At 64.0% G+C, this 16,219-nt stretch carries 17 protein-coding genes; 6 read left to right on the forward strand and 11 right to left on the reverse strand.

Features of this window, described 5'->3' with window-relative positions; all coding sequences use genetic code 11:
- Positions 1-152 precede the first annotated feature (152 nt).
- On the forward strand, positions 153-3,356 hold the full coding sequence (locus tag FXB40_RS30285) for a CHAT domain-containing tetratricopeptide repeat protein (protein ID WP_148775773.1): 3,204 nt from the start codon (positions 153-155) through the stop codon (positions 3,354-3,356).
- Between the two features lie 54 nt (positions 3,357-3,410).
- Positions 3,411-4,673 carry a hypothetical protein gene (locus FXB40_RS30290; RefSeq protein ID WP_148775774.1) on the forward strand — a complete coding sequence of 421 codons (1,263 nt, stop codon included), beginning with the start codon at positions 3,411-3,413 and terminating at the stop codon, positions 4,671-4,673.
- A 2-nt stretch (positions 4,674-4,675) separates the two neighbouring features.
- Here FXB40_RS30290 and FXB40_RS30295 read toward each other — a convergent pair whose 3' ends face one another.
- A complete protein-coding gene (locus FXB40_RS30295; protein ID WP_148775775.1) occupies positions 4,676-5,464 on the reverse strand; it encodes a L,D-transpeptidase in 789 nt (262 codons plus the stop codon).
- A 361-nt stretch (positions 5,465-5,825) separates the two neighbouring features.
- On the opposite strand from FXB40_RS30295, the gene FXB40_RS30305 reads away from it, so the two are divergent.
- A complete protein-coding gene (locus FXB40_RS30305) occupies positions 5,826-6,149 on the forward strand; it encodes a hypothetical protein (protein ID WP_148775776.1) in 324 nt (107 codons plus the stop codon).
- A gap of 43 nt (positions 6,150-6,192) precedes the next feature.
- Here the strand turns inward: FXB40_RS30305 and FXB40_RS30310 are convergent, their stop codons facing one another.
- The gene (locus tag FXB40_RS30310; protein ID WP_148775777.1) at positions 6,193-6,954 is read right to left on the reverse strand and encodes an ABC transporter permease; all 762 of its coding nucleotides are present in this window, start codon (positions 6,952-6,954) and stop codon (positions 6,193-6,195) included.
- On the reverse strand, positions 6,951-7,874 hold the full coding sequence (locus FXB40_RS30315; protein ID WP_148775778.1) for an ABC transporter ATP-binding protein: 924 nt from the start codon (positions 7,872-7,874) through the stop codon (positions 6,951-6,953). The genes FXB40_RS30310 and FXB40_RS30315 overlap by 4 nt, the downstream gene beginning before the upstream one ends.
- 279 nt (positions 7,875-8,153) lie before the next feature.
- Here FXB40_RS30315 and FXB40_RS30320 point away from each other — a divergent pair, with 279 nt between their 5' ends.
- Positions 8,154-8,873, forward strand: coding sequence for a hypothetical protein (locus FXB40_RS30320; RefSeq protein ID WP_148775779.1), 720 nt, complete (start codon positions 8,154-8,156; stop codon positions 8,871-8,873).
- Between the two features lie 88 nt (positions 8,874-8,961).
- On the opposite strand, the gene FXB40_RS30325 is transcribed toward FXB40_RS30320, so the two are convergent.
- Together FXB40_RS30325 and FXB40_RS30330 are read right to left on the reverse strand one after the other, a co-directional pair.
- The gene (locus tag FXB40_RS30325) at positions 8,962-9,423 is read right to left on the reverse strand and encodes a hypothetical protein (RefSeq protein WP_148775780.1); all 462 of its coding nucleotides are present in this window, start codon (positions 9,421-9,423) and stop codon (positions 8,962-8,964) included.
- A 306-nt stretch (positions 9,424-9,729) separates the two neighbouring features.
- Complete coding sequence (locus tag FXB40_RS30330) at positions 9,730-10,122, reverse strand: PRC-barrel domain-containing protein (RefSeq protein ID WP_148775781.1); 393 nt, start codon at positions 10,120-10,122, stop codon at positions 9,730-9,732.
- A 134-nt stretch (positions 10,123-10,256) separates the two neighbouring features.
- Here FXB40_RS30330 and FXB40_RS30335 point away from each other — a divergent pair, with 134 nt between their 5' ends.
- The gene (locus FXB40_RS30335; protein WP_148775782.1) at positions 10,257-11,246 is read left to right on the forward strand and encodes a zinc-binding metallopeptidase family protein; all 990 of its coding nucleotides are present in this window, start codon (positions 10,257-10,259) and stop codon (positions 11,244-11,246) included.
- A 16-nt stretch (positions 11,247-11,262) separates the two neighbouring features.
- On the opposite strand, the gene FXB40_RS30340 is transcribed toward FXB40_RS30335, so the two are convergent.
- The 3 genes from FXB40_RS30340 to FXB40_RS30350 form a co-directional block, all read right to left on the reverse strand.
- The gene (locus tag FXB40_RS30340; RefSeq protein WP_148775783.1) at positions 11,263-12,075 is read right to left on the reverse strand and encodes an SDR family oxidoreductase; all 813 of its coding nucleotides are present in this window, start codon (positions 12,073-12,075) and stop codon (positions 11,263-11,265) included.
- Positions 12,076-12,090: 15 nt separating this feature from the next.
- Positions 12,091-12,951 (reverse strand): alpha/beta fold hydrolase, encoded by an 861-nt coding sequence (locus FXB40_RS30345; RefSeq protein WP_148775784.1) that lies wholly within the window; start codon positions 12,949-12,951, stop codon positions 12,091-12,093.
- Between the two features lie 72 nt (positions 12,952-13,023).
- The gene (locus tag FXB40_RS30350; protein ID WP_148775785.1) at positions 13,024-13,719 is read right to left on the reverse strand and encodes an alpha/beta fold hydrolase; all 696 of its coding nucleotides are present in this window, start codon (positions 13,717-13,719) and stop codon (positions 13,024-13,026) included.
- Positions 13,720-13,860: 141 nt separating this feature from the next.
- On the opposite strand from FXB40_RS30350, the gene FXB40_RS30355 reads away from it, so the two are divergent.
- A complete protein-coding gene (locus FXB40_RS30355; protein WP_148775864.1) occupies positions 13,861-14,463 on the forward strand; it encodes a CGNR zinc finger domain-containing protein in 603 nt (200 codons plus the stop codon).
- Positions 14,464-14,529: 66 nt separating this feature from the next.
- On the opposite strand, the gene FXB40_RS30360 is transcribed toward FXB40_RS30355, so the two are convergent.
- From FXB40_RS30360 to FXB40_RS30370, 3 genes are all read right to left on the reverse strand, one after another.
- Complete coding sequence (locus tag FXB40_RS30360; protein ID WP_430648167.1) at positions 14,530-14,982, reverse strand: MarR family winged helix-turn-helix transcriptional regulator; 453 nt, start codon at positions 14,980-14,982, stop codon at positions 14,530-14,532.
- A 79-nt stretch (positions 14,983-15,061) separates the two neighbouring features.
- On the reverse strand, positions 15,062-15,775 hold the full coding sequence (locus tag FXB40_RS30365; RefSeq protein WP_148775787.1) for an SDR family oxidoreductase: 714 nt from the start codon (positions 15,773-15,775) through the stop codon (positions 15,062-15,064).
- 64 nt (positions 15,776-15,839) lie between these two features.
- Positions 15,840-16,214, reverse strand: a complete 375-nt coding sequence (locus tag FXB40_RS30370) for a hypothetical protein (RefSeq protein WP_148775788.1) — start codon at positions 16,212-16,214, stop codon at positions 15,840-15,842.
- Positions 16,215-16,219 lie beyond the last annotated feature (5 nt).

The raw sequence follows: 16,219 nt of genomic DNA on the forward strand, positions 1-16,219 counted from the left end.
GCCGCGGCGTTGAAGGTTGGGGACTGTTGCTTTCCTGCGTCGCAGGATGCTCATTTCGCGTACAGGCTGCACGATTTCCCGCGGTCGACAGGGGGCGCGGCGGCCCCTATCCTCCCAAAATTGCAATTTGACGCGCGTGACGGGATTTTTGCATGTGCCGCGCCCGCTTGTTCGCCGCCCTTTTTCTCGCGGCCCTGACCGTATCGAAGCCGGCGACCGCCCAGCGCGGCAGCGATTTTGATTCGCTGCTGGCGCAGATGAATGCAGCGACGCAAGGGGGGCACTGGGCCGAGGGGCTGGCGGCCGCCCAGAAGCTGGAAAACCTGGTGCGCCGCCGGCAGGGCGCCGACAACATGAACTACGCCGGCGTGCTGCATAACGAGGGCATGTTCCTGCACAATCTCGGCCGCTACCCCGAGGCTATCGACAAGCTCAACGCGGCTCTTGCCATCAAGCAGCGCAATAACGACGTCGCCTCCACGCTGCGCACCTCCAACCTCCTGGTTGGCGCGCTTGGTATGCTCGAGCGGCGGGCAGAGGCAACCACGGTCGCGGAGCGCGCCCTGGCGCTTGGCACCAGCGCGTTCGGCGCAAACGACGTCCGTCTCTCGGACACGCTGAGCGCGCTCGGCGGATTGGCACGCGACAAGGAGAACTACGCCGACGCGGCCGGCTATTTTGAACGTGTGCTCACCGGCCTGCAAGCCGCCAATGCGCCGCCGGTCGATCTCGCCAGCGCGATGGACAATCTCGGCGACGCCTATGGACGGCTTGGACGTTTCGATGACGGCGAGCGTCTCCTGAAGCAGGCGATCGACCTGCTCGATCGCAGCTACGGCCAGAACGCTCAGGCCGCGCCGAATTACGACGAGATATTCAACAGTCTCGGTAGTCTCTACAAGGATGCCGGCCGCTTTGCCGAGGCGGAAGCCGCGATGCGGCGATCGCTGGCGATCGTGCGGGTGCGCAGTGGCGAGGATCACCCGAACACCGCTGCGACCATGGGCAATCTCGCGATCGTGCTCGAGCAGGAGGGGCGCTACGCGGAGGCCGAGAAGCTCTACCAGCGCACCCTGGAGGTCTATGAGAAGGTCTATGGTCCGAACCATCCGACCACGGCGATCGGCCTCTACAACCTCGCCAACGTTTATGTCGATCAGGGCAACGTCGAGGCCGCGGTGGGATTGCAGCGGCGCGTGCTAGCGATCTACGAAAAGGCCTTTGGCGCCGACAGCCCCGATGTCGGGCGCGCCTTGAACAATCTCGCCAACAGCTATGCGAGTCTCGGACGCTATGACGAGGCGATCGATCTGCTTCGTCGCGCGCTTGCGATCATGGAGCACAAGTTCGGCCGGGGCAGCGGGCCGACCGCGGTGGCGGCGGAGTCGCTGGGGCGCGCGCTGACGGATGCCGGCCGTCTCGACGAGGCCGCGCAATATCTCGGTCTTGCGCTCGAGATCAACCAGCGCCTGCTCGGCGAGACGCATCCCGATTTGATCAAGCCGCTTGGCGATCTCGGCTTTCTGGAACTTAAGCGGGGTCACGCGGCCGAAGCGCGACGCCGGTTCGAGCAGGCACTCCAGATCGCGCAGGACCGGCTGGGACCGCGTCATCACGACACCGTCGCGGCCATCGTCCACCTCGGCAATCTCGACACGCAGGAGGGGAAATGGGCCGATGCATTGGTGCGGCTGAGACAGGCATCGGCCGTGTTCAACACGGAGCGCAATGCGCAATTCGCCCGCTTCGTCGAGCTTGATCCACTCCTGATCGAGGCTATCTGGCGCGTCACGGATGGCCATGCTGACGATGCGGCGAAGGACGAGGCTTTCGGCGCCGTGCAGCGGGCCCACGAGACCAAGGCAGGCGCGGCGCTGGCGCAGATGGCGGCGCGGTTCGGTGCGGGCAATGATGCCATCGCGGTCCTGGTGCGGCGGCAACAGGATCTGAAGGCGAGCCTCGAGGCGCTCGACAAGCGTGTCACAACCGAGCTCGGCCAGCCCGAGGGCAGGCGCAACGATGCGCTGATCGGTAGCCTGCGCGCGGAATTGGCGCGGACGCAAAAATCCTATGCTGACGTCACGGCGCAGCTCGATCACGGCTTCCCCGCCTATGCCGAATTATCAAACCCGCAGCCGCTGTCGATCGCACAGGCGCGAGATCTGTTGAAGCCGGACGAAGCGCTGGTGGCGTTCATTGCATGGTATAACGAGGTCTTCGCCGTCGCGCTGACGCGGGAGACCAGCGCGCTGCGCAAGATTGCGCTCAACAGCAAGCAGATCAGCGACCGTGTGGCGCATCTGCGGACCGGCCTCGCCAACCCGGAGGCGACGCGCGCGACATTCGATCTCGACGCTTCGTTTGATCTCTATGGCGCGCTGTTCGGTCCCATCAGCGCAGACATCGCGGGCAAGCCCAAGCTGCTGGTGGTCCCGGCCGACGCGCTGACCAGCCTGCCGTTCCATGTCTTGGTCACAACGAAGCCCGATCCCGCGCTGGCCGCCGATGATCGCTACCGGCAGGCGGCCTGGCTGCTCAACGAGCGTGCGATCACAGTACTGCCGTCAGTGCCGAGTTTGCGCGCACTGCGCAACTTGGCCAGGGAGTCGCATGCGGCAAAGCCTTTCATCGGATTTGGCGATCCGGTGTTCCGGCGCACATCCTCGGAAAAACCGGCAGACATTGGGCGCAACGTGCGGCCGTACCAGGACTACTATCAGGGTTCCGCGGTCGATCTCGAACGCCTGCGCACGGGATTGCCGGCGCTGCCGGAAACTGCGGGCGAGCTCCGCGCCGTGGCGAAGGCGCTCGGTGCCTCGCCGCAGGACGACGTCAAGCTCGGTGCAGCCGCGACGGTCACCAGCGTCAATCAGCTCGCGCTCGATCAATACCGCGTCGTCGATTTCGCCACCCATGGGCTCGTCGCGGGCGAGGTCAATGGCCTCAGCGAGCCGGCGCTGGTTCTCACGCTGCCGGACCGGCCAACCGGCGACGACGACGGTCTGCTCACTGCAAGCCGTATCGCAAAACTCAAGCTCGATGCCGACTGGGCGGTGCTGTCGGCCTGCAACACGGCCGCGGGCGACAAGCCCGGCGCAGAAGGCTTGTCGGGTCTCGCGCGCGCCTTCTTCTATGCCGGCGCACGCGCGCTGCTGGTCTCGCACTGGCCGGTCGATTCCGATGCGGCGGTGCGCCTGACCACGGGCGCCTTCTCTGAGCTCGGCGCGCATCCCGGCATTGGCCGCGCCGAAGCGCTGCGGCGCTCGATGAAATCGCTGATTGCGGATCGGTCGTCACCGCGTAACGCCGATCCCGCCGTATGGGCGCCGTTCGTGCTGGTGGGCGAGGGCGGTTGACGGCGGCCGTAGAAAGCCGAAACTGGTCTGCAAAAAAGACCGGGAGCGATTCACATGCGGCTCATCCTGATTGCAACGATGGCGGCTCTGATGGTTGGACAGGCGGCGGCCAAGGATGTGTTATCGGGCGCGAGCCTTTATGCCGATGTGGCGCGCTACGCCTCCTTTGGCTTGCATCGCTTCGGCTCGCCCGGCGATCGCGCGACCGCTGACTGGATCGCCAGTGAGCTATCGGCTGCCGGCTTCGCAATCAAATTCCAGCCCGTCGTGCTTGGCCGGCAATATGTCGCGGAACGGGCCAGCGCGGAGGCGGCCGGCGCGAGCGTCGAGGCGACGCCATTTTGGTGGCCGCCCGAGGACAAGGCGAGCTTTCATCTCTCCGCGCCCCTCGCACGCGATGGCGATGTCACCGGCAAAATTCTCTGGATCGATCTGCCGTTCGATCGCGGCGCCTATCTCGGTCCCGCGCATCGCGCGGCGATCGCTGAGGCCGCGGCCAGGAAGCCCGCTGCCATCCTGCTGATGATCGGCAATCCCGCCGACGACCGCTTTGCCTACAACGTGACGCAGGAGGACGCACCCTGGCCGGTGCCGGTGATGGTGGTCGGCGCCAGGGCCCGCGGCATGTTCGAGCGTGCGCTCGCGTCGGGCGCGCCGGTGACGCTTGATGTTGCCGGACATTACGAGCGCAACGTCTCCGGCCGCAACGTCATTGCCGAGACCGGCATCGGCCGCGGGCCGACCATCGTCGTCTCCACGCCGATGACCGGCTGGTACAGCTGCGTCTGTGAGCGCGGTCCGGGCATCGCCAATTTTCTCGCGCTGGCGCGCACGGCGGCGGCGGAGACATGGCCGGCGCATCTCGTCTACATCGCGACCGCCGGCCACGAGATCGGCCATGGCGGCATGGAGCTGTTCCTGAAAGACGGCGCGCCTGCACCAAAGGACACGCTGGCCTGGATCCACTTCGGCTCGTCGAACGCGTGCTACGCCTTTGCAGAAGGCGCACGCACCAGCCGGCCCGAGGAAGAGCGCTATCTCGTGTTGAGCAAGTCAGCCGTCGCGCTGACCGATGAGGCCTTCGTCGCGGTCGCGGCAAAACGTCTGGTGACGGAGAAGCAGGCGGTCGGCGAGCTGCGCGACGTGCATGCGGCGGGCTACGCCAATTTCCTCGGCATGGCCGGCCGCCATCAAACTTTGCACACGCCGGCTGATGACGTCAGTGCGACCGGCCCCGAGATCCTCGAGCCGGTCGCCCGCGCCTTCGTCGATGCTGTGCGGAAAATCATTGAACGCGGCGACGCCGCGTTCAGATAGCCTCAGTTTTGGTAGTAATAATTGCGCGGCTGATAATACTGCCGGGGCTGCTGCTGCTGATAGTAGTAGCCCTGCTGGCCATAGGCCGGGTCGTAGCTCGGCTGTGGTTGCGGCAGCTGCTGGTAGACCTGCGCGCCATTGGGGCGGTTGATCGGGCGCGGCGCCGGGTAGCGTGCGCCAGTGTCGCTGCCGTCGGCGGGATAGATGTAGTTGTCGTCCTGCTGCATGTAGCGGCGGGCGGGCTGCATCGGCGGCGTCAGATTCACGGGATCGCCTGTCGTCGCGTACTGCTCCTCAGCTGGCTGCTGCGCGCGGGCCACCGCATTGTTGGTCCGGACGCGCGGGTTGCGGGCCAGCGCCACCTGCGCCGAGCCGGTCAGCGTCACCGTGGTGTTGAGCACGCCCTGCTCCTGCACCAGCGCGTAGAGCGTCGAGGCGTTCTGGCGCGACAGCCGCACGCAGCCATGCGAGGCGGGCGTGCCCAGTCGTCCGACCGAGTCGGTGCCGTGGATGGCGTGCCCGACCTTGGTGAAGAAGATCGAGTGCGGCATCGGCGCGTCGTCGAATTCCTTGGAGTAGTGATCCTCTTCCATGCGGAAGGCGCGGAACGAGCCGGCCGGCGTTTCGCGCGAGGGGATGCCGGTCGACACCGGCCAGTGGTAGCGGGTGACGCCGTCGACCACGACGGTCATCTGCTGATTGTCCTTGTCGACGGTAATGTCGACCTTGGCCTGCGCGGTGCCCGCGCTCAAAAGCATCAGGGACATAAACGCAATGAAAAACGAACGCATTTGAATTCCGGCCTCCGGCCTGTTCGCGCTAGAGTATGATCCGGAAAAGTGTGTAGCGGTTTTCCGAAACGATCATGCTCAAACAATAACACCGCGGCTCTCCGTCCCCCGGCGTGCACTATGCCTGCAATCCGGCTTTCGTTCCAGCGGGCTGCCCACCCATCGTTAACGTCATGCCGGGCGTAAGCAAGGCCGCTTTGTGCCGCGCCGGCTCTGGCGATGCTGACATTTTCGCGAGCGGAAGCTTGCGTTCACGACGCCGACAATTCGTCACAAAGGCGCAACCATTTGGCCGCTTCGGGCGTTGAACACGGCCTACCAATTGGCGGCTGTCGCCGCCGTCTACTCCCGGGGACTCAAGATGAACAAAGCTCGTATCGCCGCCGCGCAGTTGCCGGCGGGTCTACCCGTCCGCCTGCTCTTCGCGGGCGCCGCCGTCCTTCTTGCCCTGACTTGCCTGCCGCAAGCCAGCCACGCCCAGGGCATCGTGCGTGGCGCCCAGGAGGGTTCTTACGAGGGTAACCGGATTGCCGGTCCTGTGGGCGGTGCGGTCGGAGGTGTCGTCGGTGCCGGTGTCGGCGGCGCTGTGGGCGCCGTCGATGGTATTCTGGGCATTCCCTACCACGGCCATCGCCATTGCCGCGGGTACTACGACGGCTATCACCACTTCCGCTGCTACAGGTAACAGGCGGTCATTCCGGGCGCGCGGAGCGCGCCTGAAATGACGATCAGTTCTTCAGCCGATACCCGGTCCGGAAAATCCACCAGATCACGGCGAGGCAGATCACCAGGAACGCCAGCGTCATGCCGATGCTGACGGACACGCTGACGTCGGCGATCTCATAGAAGCTCCAGCGGAAGCCCGAGATCAGGTAGACGACCGGGTTGAGCAGCGCCACCGTCCGCCAGGTCGGCGGCAGCATGTCGATGGAATAGAAGCTGCCGCCGAGGAAGGTCAGCGGCGTCACCACCAGCATCGGGATCATCTGGAGCTTTTCGAAGCCGTCGGCCCAGATGCCGATGACGAAGCCGAACAGGCTGAACGTCACCGCCGTCAGCACCAGGAAGGTCAGCATCCAGACCGGATGGTGGATGTGCAGCGGCACGAACAAGCCGGCCGTGGCGAGGATGATCAGGCCCAAAATGATCGACTTGGTCGCGGCGGCACCGACATAGCCGAGCACGATCTCGACATAGGAGATTGGTGCGGAGAGAATTTCGTAGATCGTGCCGGTGAATTTCGGGAAGTAGATGCCGAACGACGCGTTGGCGATGCTCTGGGTCAGCACCGAGAGCATGATCAGGCCCGGCACGATGAAGGTGCCGTAGCTGACGCCCTCGACCTGGCTGATGCGCGAGCCGATGGCAGCGCCGAACACCACGAAATAAAGCGAGGTCGAAACCACAGGCGAGACGATGCTTTGAAACAGCGTGCGCCAGGTGCGCGCCATTTCGAACAGATAGATGGCGCGAACGGCGCGGTAATTCATGACGCCCTCACGAGGTCGACGAAGATGTCCTCGAGCGACGATTGGGTCGTGTCGAGATCGTTGAAACGGATGCCGGCGGTGCGGAGGTCGCTGAGCAGGCTGGTGATGCCGGTGCGCTCGCCCTTGGTGTCGTAGTCGTAGACCAGCGTCGCACCGCTATCGCAGAGGTCGAGCTCGTAATGAGCGAGGCTCTCCGGCAGCGCGGCGATCTTGTTCTGCAGATGCAGCGTCAGCCGCTTCTTGCCGAGCTTCTGCATCAAGGTGGCCTTGTCCTCGACCAGCACGATCTCGCCCTTGTTGATGACGCCGATGCGGTCGGCCATTTCCTCGGCTTCCTCGATGTAATGCGTGGTGAGGATGATGGTGACGCCGGACTGCTGAAGGGTGCGCACGACTTCCCACATGCCCTTGCGCAGCTCGACGTCGACGCCGGCGGTCGGCTCGTCGAGGAACAGGATCTGCGGCTCGTGCGACAGCGCTTTGGCGATCATCACGCGGCGCTTCATGCCGCCGGAGAGCGTGATGATCTTGTTGTCCTTCTTGTCCCAGAGCGAGAGGTCCTTGAGCACCTTCTCGATATGCGCCGGATTCTTCGGCTTGCCGAACAGGCCGCGGGAGAAGCTCACGGTCGCCCACACGCTTTCGAAGGCGTCGGTGTGCAGCTCCTGCGGCACCAGGCCGATCAGCGAGCGTGCCTTGCGGTAGGAGGTCTGGATGTCCTCGCCGCCGACCAGGACTTTGCCCTCGCTGGGGTTGGCGATGCCGCAGATGATGGAGATCAGCGTGGTCTTGCCGGCGCCGTTGGGGCCGAGCAGGGCAAAGATCTCGCCGCGTTTGATGTCGAGATTGACGTTCTTGAGCGCCTTGAAGCCGGACCCATAGGTCTTCGACAGATTGGCGACGGAAATGATGGAGGACATGGTGGCCGGTGGGGTGGGGAGGGAGGCGCTGGAACCCGCACCCTGTCGGGCGGAGAGCAGCGGAGACCTGAAATAGGAATGGCCTTGCCCGGTCGCAATTGCTGAGAGAAAAATGGTCTCAAAACAGGCACTTCAAGGGCAGGTTTCGGGCAGGTGTTGCGGGATGGTCACGGATTGCGGCTAAGATCGCAGTTCACGCGGCTCTTTGTTGCGTCTGCGAGCAGGCCGTGGCTACGATTCCGGCCAGTCGCGAAGCGTATGTCCCCAGGGAAACAATCGATGAGACTGAACGGCCGTCACACCGCCGGCGCAAGCCAATTGCCCGCCCTCCGCGTGTGGGCGATCTGCCTGCTCCTGCTGTCAGCTGTTGCCATGAGCCCGGCCACCGCCAAGGCGGCGCCGAGCCAGACTGCGGCCCAGACCACCCATGTCTACCTGCTGCGCGGCGTGCTCAACATCTTCTCGCTCGGGCTTGACACGATCGGCGCCCGCCTCCAGGCGCAGGGCATCCCGGTGACCGTCGCGAACTTCGTGTCCTGGTCCTCGCTCGCTGACGAGGCCGCGACTGCCTACAAGGCCGGCCGTATCAAGACCATCGTGCTGGTCGGTCATTCCTCGGGCGCGACCGCGCTGCCGGACATGATCGCCAAGCTCAACCAGCTCGGCGTGCCCGTGAAGCTCGCGATTGGGCTCGACTCCGTGTTCAAGACCAAGCTGTCGACCGGCGCCGAGCGCTACATCAACATCTATATCGGCGACGGTCCGGGTGAGCCGGTGCGGGCCGCGAACGGCCTGCGCGGCAAGCTCGACAATGTCGACGTGCGCGGCAGCGGCGTCGGCCACATCACCATCGACAAGAACGAGGCGATCCAGCGCCGCGTCATCGCCGAGATCGACGCCGCGATCGCCCGTTCGCGCGGTCCGGCTGGGCCGGTCGCCGAACCCGGCGCGCCGCGGGCGGCGCACTCGGCGGCGGCAACGGCGCCGGCGAGGAACTGAAGCCTTCCGCCTGCAACGGCTGACTTCATCATGCCGCCGTCGACTTGATTGTCGGCGGCGGCATTGTCTTATGTGGGTGGCGAAAGTGCTATCGCCGCACCGGCTGCGCGTCGAGACAGGACTTGTACTGTGCGGGAGTCAGCAGGCTGCGTACGCAACCCGTCGCCCGTGCCTCTTCGCAATCCGCAGCACTCAGATCATCGCGGACCGTGCCGTTGAGGACGCAGCTGGCGCGCTTGTTCTGGTTTGCCGCGAGGCAGTTGGTGTATTGCTGCGGCGTCAGCATATGCCGCACGCAGCCCGTTCGCTGGGCCTCCAGGCAATCGTCGTCCGAGATGTCGTCGCGCCGGACGCTCGCGATCAGGCAAGTTGCATGTGCCGGCGTCGCGGTCGCAATCGAAAGACCCGCAATGCCGATCAATCCCGTCGCGGGGAGGCCGATCGAGCTGACGCTGATTGTGATGGCCGTGACCGCCGCGATGGTGGCCTGAATGAGGGTCTTCAGTGCGAGCGAAAGCGACCTTGGATACGTTCCGACGGCGCATTTCATGTCGTGATCTCCTCGTGACGTTGAGCCGCGCCAGTCCTGGTTTTCAGGATTTTGACGTTCAGCGTGCGGTTCAAGGTAGCGAGAGACATGAGGCGCGCGTGTGAGATGGCTCATAGGGCCCATCACCTGCGCGTGAGGACTTTTTGAACGAGGCGCCAGATCGACGACGCAACCTGGCGGCAAGGGCAGGGATATCGTCGTGGCAAGGTCAATACGGGCGGAGCGACAGGGATGATCACTCGCCACATGGAAAAAGGGCACGCCGGGGAAGCAGCGTGCCCTGTCAAAACCTCGATCGGGTCAGATTTACTTCTTCTCGGGCACCCAGGTAGTGCTCGCCTTGTCGTATTTGAAGCCCGGCGCTTCCTTGAGGGTATCCTTCGTCTCGTCGATGGTAAGCCACCATTTGTCGTTCTTCTTGGCGGTCTTGACGGCGGTGAAGGGCACGATGACGTCCTTTTCACCGGCGCCCAGGAATCCGCCGACGCCGAGCACTAGCCCGGTGATCTTGCCGGACTTGTCGACGAGCACGTCGTCGACGTCGCCGATCTTGCTTTCCTTGGGATCGTAGACGGCCTGCTTGTAGTAGTTGGTCACCGTCCAGCTTTCCGTCGGCCCCGATTTCATCGTTGTCGTCGCTGCATGAGCCGCGGTCGCGGCGGCAACCGCGAGAGCACATGTCAAAACCAGCTTCTTCATTTGGTCCTCCTCAACCATTGATGTGGTGCCAACGGGAGGTTCTGGCAAAGGTTCCTCCACGGTCCCCACCGGAACCCGGCGTCTAATCTGGTGTTGTTGCAGCGTGACGCTTCGCCTTGTTGGGACCATAGCACGTGAAAGAATTTCAGTGTCCGTCGTGCCGACAGCCTGTCTCGTTCGAGCACGTCGCGTGCGCGAATTGTGGGATCCTGTTGGTGTTCGATGCTCCGCGCATCGACATGAGAAGGCTCGCGTCCAATCAGGCCTGCCGTAATCGCGAGATCATCGGTTGCAACTGGTGTGTCGAGGGTGCGGATTGGTATTGCGGATCCTGCCGCCTCACGCGCACCATCCCGCACCTCGGCAGCGCCAGGAACATCATGCTCTGGCGGCGCGTGGAGGAAGCCAAGCGCCGCCTGCTCTACGATCTCAGTCGGCTAGGACTTCCACTCAAATCCCGCAGCGGTGAACAGGTGGGGTTCGATATCCTCTCTGATCAGATCAGTCCGATCCTGACGGGGCATCTTTCGGGTGTGATCACACTCAATCTCGCAGAAGCCGACGATGTCGAGCGCGAGGCCCGTCGTGTTGCATTCCGGGAGCCGTACCGCACGCTGCTCGGACATTTCCGGCATGAGATCGGCCACTTCTACTGGGACCTGCTGGTCAACAGCACGAGTTTCCAGGCGCCGTTCAAGTTGATCTTCGGCGACGATTCGCAGGATTATCAGGGCGCGATCAACAGCTACTATAACCGAAGCGATCGTTCATACGACCGGAGCGGCTTTATCAGCGAATACGCAACATCCCATCCCTGGGAGGATTGGGCAGAGACCTTCGCGCATTTTCTCCACATCGTGTCGACGCTCGACTCGCTTGCCGGTCTGCCGTTGTCCCTGGACGAGCGCGCCCGGCAGACCCTGACCGATCCCTATCTCGAGAGCGACTTCGAGGCGCTGCTGGCGTTGTGGATGCCGTTGTCCCGCGGCATTAATGAGCTGAACCGCTCGCTCGGGATGAGCGATGCCTATCCGTTCGACATATCGCCGGCGGTGAAAGGCAAGCTCCATCTCGTGCACATGGCGATCAGCGCATTCCGCGAGCAGCAGAGGTTGGCGGCGTAACGCATCGGACCCCGCGTCAGCGAGGCCGGGCGGCGGAGGGCACGAATCCGGTTTCACGGCACACGGATTTCGCCTCGCCGCCGTCCATGCGCAGTACCGTGCCGGTCATCCATCGTGCCTGCGGCGAGACGGCAAATGCAATGAGCTCGGCGATCTCGCCGGCCTGGCCGAAGCGGGCGATGCCGGCCTGATTGAGCACCAGTCGTTTCGCGTCGTCGAGCGAGATGTTGCGGGATGAAGCGGCCTTCTCGATCATCCACAATCGGCGACCCGTCATGATCGCGCCGGGCGAGATGCTGTTGACCTGGACCCCGTCCGCGATGCCGCGCTCGGCGAATGCCTTGGCCAGGGCTTCGATCGCCGCATTGATGGCTCCGACGGCGGCGGCTCCCGGCTTGGGAATCTCCGCGGCATTGCCGGACATGAAGACGACGCTGCCCTTGGCCCGCTTCAGCGCATCCCAGGCGCGGATCGTCAGCCGGCGCGCGCCATGAAACTTGAGCGACATGCCTGCATCCCACTGCGCGTCGGTCATCTCGAACAGGTCGAGCCCGGCCACCGCGCCGGCGACATTGACGAGAGCGTCAATACGGCCGAAGCGCGCCAGCGTTTCGCTGACAAGCGTCTCCGCTGCGGCCGCTTCCATGAGGTCAAGGTCGCGCGCCAGCGGCTCGGCGCCGGCCGCCTTGATCTCGCGGCCGACCTCGTCGAGCTTCTCTGCGCTCCGCGCCGCGATGACGACCGCGCCGAAGTCGGGTGCAAGCCGGATCGCAGTGGCCCGGCCGATCCCGGAGCTTGCGCCAGTCACGATAACGACGGCCTTCGTCATGATGATCTCCTCGCTCTACCGCAACCGGCCCAGGAAATCGCGAATGCTGGCCGCAATCTCGCTCGCATGCGTCTCCAGCGCGAAATGACCGGTGTCGAAGAACTGCACCTCGGCATTGGGATTGTCGCGCTTGAACGCCTCGGCGCCGGGCGGGATGAAGAACGGATCGTTCTTGCCCCAGACCGCAAGGAACGGGGGCTTGTACGTGCGGAAATAGTTCTGGAATGCCGGATAGAGCGCGACGTTGCTCTTGTAGTCGCCGAACAGGTCGAGCTGCACGTCGTCTGAGCCCGGCCGCGCCAGATAGAAATTGTCGAGGTTCTGGCCGTCCGGTGACACCAGAGTCGGATCGGGGACGCCATGCGTGTACTGCCAGCGCGTCGCATCTGGCATGAGGAAGGCGCGCAACGCCTCACGATTGGCGGGTGAGGGATCCTGCCAATAAGCCTTGATCGGAGTCCAGCCGTCACTCAGGCCTTCCTCATAGGCGTTGCCGTTCTGCGAGATGATCGCCGTGATCCGTTCGGGATGGCTGAGTGCCAACCGAAAGCCGGTCGGCGCGCCATAGTCGAAAACGTAGACGGCGAAGCGATCGAAGCCGATCACTTCGGTGAAGCGCTCGATCACATGCGCAATGTTGTCGAAATTGTAGATGAAGTCTTTCCGCGAAGGCATGTCGGACTGGCCGAAGCCGGGAAGATCAGGCGCTACGATGTGAAACTTGTCCGCGAGCAGCGGGATCAGATCGCGGAACATGTGGCCGGCGCTCGGGAAGCCGTGCAGCAGCAGGAGTTTCGGTGCGCTGGCGGGTCCGGCCTCGCGATAGAACACCTTGAAGCCGTCGACGTCGGTCGTGCGATATCTGGTTGAGGTCATGACATTCTCCGTCACTGGTGATTGCTGTGGTTGCTTTAACGAGACGAGATCCGATGCTCACGCGGTGGCGCGCTACTTGCCACTGGCGGCATGCACCGCGTCGCGAATGATGTCGGCGACAACCCTGGGCGCGGTGACACTCGGCGTGTGATCGACGGAAAGGGCGCGGATGGTCGCTTTCATGCGCTCCGCCATGAAGCGCTGCGTCTCCGGCACGATCATGCGGTCTTGCTCGGCAATCAGGAACCAGCTCGGGACATCCTTCCAGAGCGGGCGCCCGGCCGGGACCGTGATGCAGTTCAGAGAGATCGGCCGCTGCACGGCCGCAAGCACGGCGTGATCTTCCCCGGTTGCGTTCTGCGCGAACGCTGCCGCGAAGGCATCCTCGGGCAGCCAGATCAGGCCATTGTCATCGGGAGCAAGCTTCGGCGCCTGCGGATGCGGGGGCAGGCGGTAGAACACGTCCGCAACCTTCTCGCCTTCGTCAGGCGCAAGCGCCGCCACATAGACCAGCGCCTTCACGCGCGCAGGCCTGGCCAGCGCAATGACCGCGCCGGCATAGGCGTGCCCTGCAAGCACGATCGGGCCATCGGTACGATCCAGGCTGCGGTTAAGGGCTGCGACATCATCCGCAAGCGAGGTCAGCGGTAGCGGTGCCGCCTGCGCCTTGATCCCGTCGGCATCAAGCGCCGTGATGACGCGCGCCCAACTCGACCCGTCGGCCCACGCGCCGTGGGCCAGGACCACCGTGACATCGCTCTTGGCCATCGCTGCCTCCTTAGTAACCTGTTAAATAGGCTTAACAGGGTTACTTCCAAGTTTGATAACTTGTCAATAGCCATTTTACAGGTTATGTAGGCGTATTCCTGCCTGGCTGGGGAGCCGCACGTGCAAAACAGACCGCCTGCCATGTTCATTGCCGACTCGCTTGGGCTCGATTTCCTCAATTCGATCGCGACGCCGGTCGATACGCCCGTCGACTGGATCGATGATGGCGATGGGCTGATCGACTGGCTGGGCCAGGCCAAGCTCGTTCCTCCTGACGAGCTCGATGCCATGAGAGCGCGCGCCTTGCCGGGCGAGCTGGACAAGGTCGCCGATCAGGCGCGCGCCTTGCGCGAATGGTTCAGAGGCTTCGTTCGCAAACATGCGGGCCGGCCGCTCACGGCGAACGCGCTGCACGAGCTCGGTCCGTTGAACAGCCTGTTGGAACGCGATGAAGCATTCCGGCAGATCGTGTCACGTCACGGCGAGAGCGGTGAGGGCCTCGCGCTGCAAAGGATGCGGCGCTGGCCATCATCCGGATCCCTGCTGCTGCCGATCGGCGAGGCGATGGCGAAGTTCGTCTGCGAGGAAGACTTTTCCGACGTGAAGGCATGCGAGGGCCATCACTGCACGATGCTGTTCGCCGACCACACGCGCAGGCGCGCGCGGCGATGGTGCATCATGGCGGTCTGCGGCAACCGCGCCAAGCAGGCCGCGCATCGCAGCCGGCTGAAGAGCAGACAGTGATCGTTCAATAAGGCGAGACCCGGGCCCGGGTCTCTGGCCTCGCTCTCCGCCATCGGATCGCTGCGCTCAGTCCTCGGATGAGTCCGGCTTCATGTCGCCGACGACCATGTCTCGCAAGGCGCCCCGCAGCGCGGCGACATTTTTCGCGCCGTTCAGTTGCTCGAATTCCCGCTGGGCGCGCTGCCAAAGCGGCGCGGCCTTGTCGTGAAGACGCCGCCCGGCATCGGTGAGTTCGATGAGGCGGCTTCTTCCATCGGTAGGCGAGGGCCGGATTCGGACCAGGCCGTCTCGCTCCAGAAAGCCGACCATCTTGCCCATTGCGGTACGCTCGATGTCGAGCTGCTCGGCGAGCGCATTGACGGCCGCGCTGCCGAGCTCGTTCAGCGCCGCCAAGGTGAGGAATTGCGTGATGCGCAGGCCTACCGGCTCGAGATGGGCATCATAGAAGCGCGAGATCTGACGGTTGGCCTTCCTCATGGCGGAGCAGTTGCATTGATCGATTCCCAGAGGCTTGTTCACCGGCAACTTCTCCTTGTCCTTCATGTCCGTCGAAGGCCCACGCCGCGAATATAAGCGCGGCGCGGGCGCAGCGATATTCTCAGAACCCGGACGGCGGGGTGATATAGCCGGGCTCCTCGGCCGCAAGCGTATTCTTCAGCACGGCCGTTCCCTTGTCGGCCATCACCTCGCTCTTGCCGGAGGCGAGCGCGTCATAGGTCTCGTTCACCACGTCTGCAGGGCTCGCTTTCGGCACGTCAATGCCGTTGGTCAGGTCGGTGTCCACGAACCCGACATGCAGGCCGAGAACCTGGACGCCGCGCTCGCGCAAATGAAAGCGAAGCTGGTTGGTGTAGCTCCATGCTGCGGCCTTCGAGGCGGCATAGGGTGTCAAAATCGGCCGAGGCAGCCAGACGATGTCGGAGAGCACGTTGATGATGGCGGCGTCCGGCTTGGTCGACAAGATCGGCTCGAAGGCCTGTGTAACGCGCACGACACCGTAATAGTTGGTATCGAACATACGGGCCGATTGTGCCGCGACGTCGGCCGACAGCGGGCCGTCGATCAGGGCGGCAATGCCGGCATTGTTGATCAGCACCGTCGTGTCGGCCGCCAACGCGGCGGCTGCGGTGATCGATGCCGGATCGGTGACGTCGATCTTGACCGGGATGATGCCGGGCTCATTGAAGCCGTCCGTCTTGCGCATACCTGCGTAGACTTTCGCGGCGCCGCGGCGACGTGCCTCGCGCGCAAATGCCAGGCCCAGGCCGCGATTGGCACCGGTGATGAAGACGGTTGCGTTCTTGATGTCCATGGTGGTCTACCTTTCCAGATTCTGGTGCCAGGAGGCTTGTTCGTGCCGCTGGCCCATCTTCAATTCAGAGAAAAAGATGTTCCGGCAGTCGTTTCGAAAGCCGTTCGCGCAGGCCCGCGGCAAGAGACAGCACTGCGCCGAGCGGGCTCATCCGCACGCTGACCCGCGGCACCGATCCGTCGGGATTGTGGTCGACGATGACGGCCGCGCTCAGCTTCTCGCCGCCCGTCAGAACGGCCTCGTATTCGAGAAACAGTCGCGAGCCGACGCTCTGAAGAAATTTCGGCGTTTGCGACGCGTAGAAGGTTCCGACGGCATCGACGACGCGGCGGATGTCGTCGCGTCCAGTGACAGGACCGCGCAGCACGGAGCTGACCAATTCGGCATCAGCAGTCAGGTCGTCCAGAAACGGGTGACGTTCGGCTTGTCGATGGGACATTTTCA

Origin of the sequence: Bradyrhizobium rifense, from assembly GCF_008123425.1 — a bacterium.
Taxonomy (GTDB): Bacteria; Pseudomonadota; Alphaproteobacteria; order Rhizobiales; family Xanthobacteraceae; genus Bradyrhizobium; species Bradyrhizobium rifense.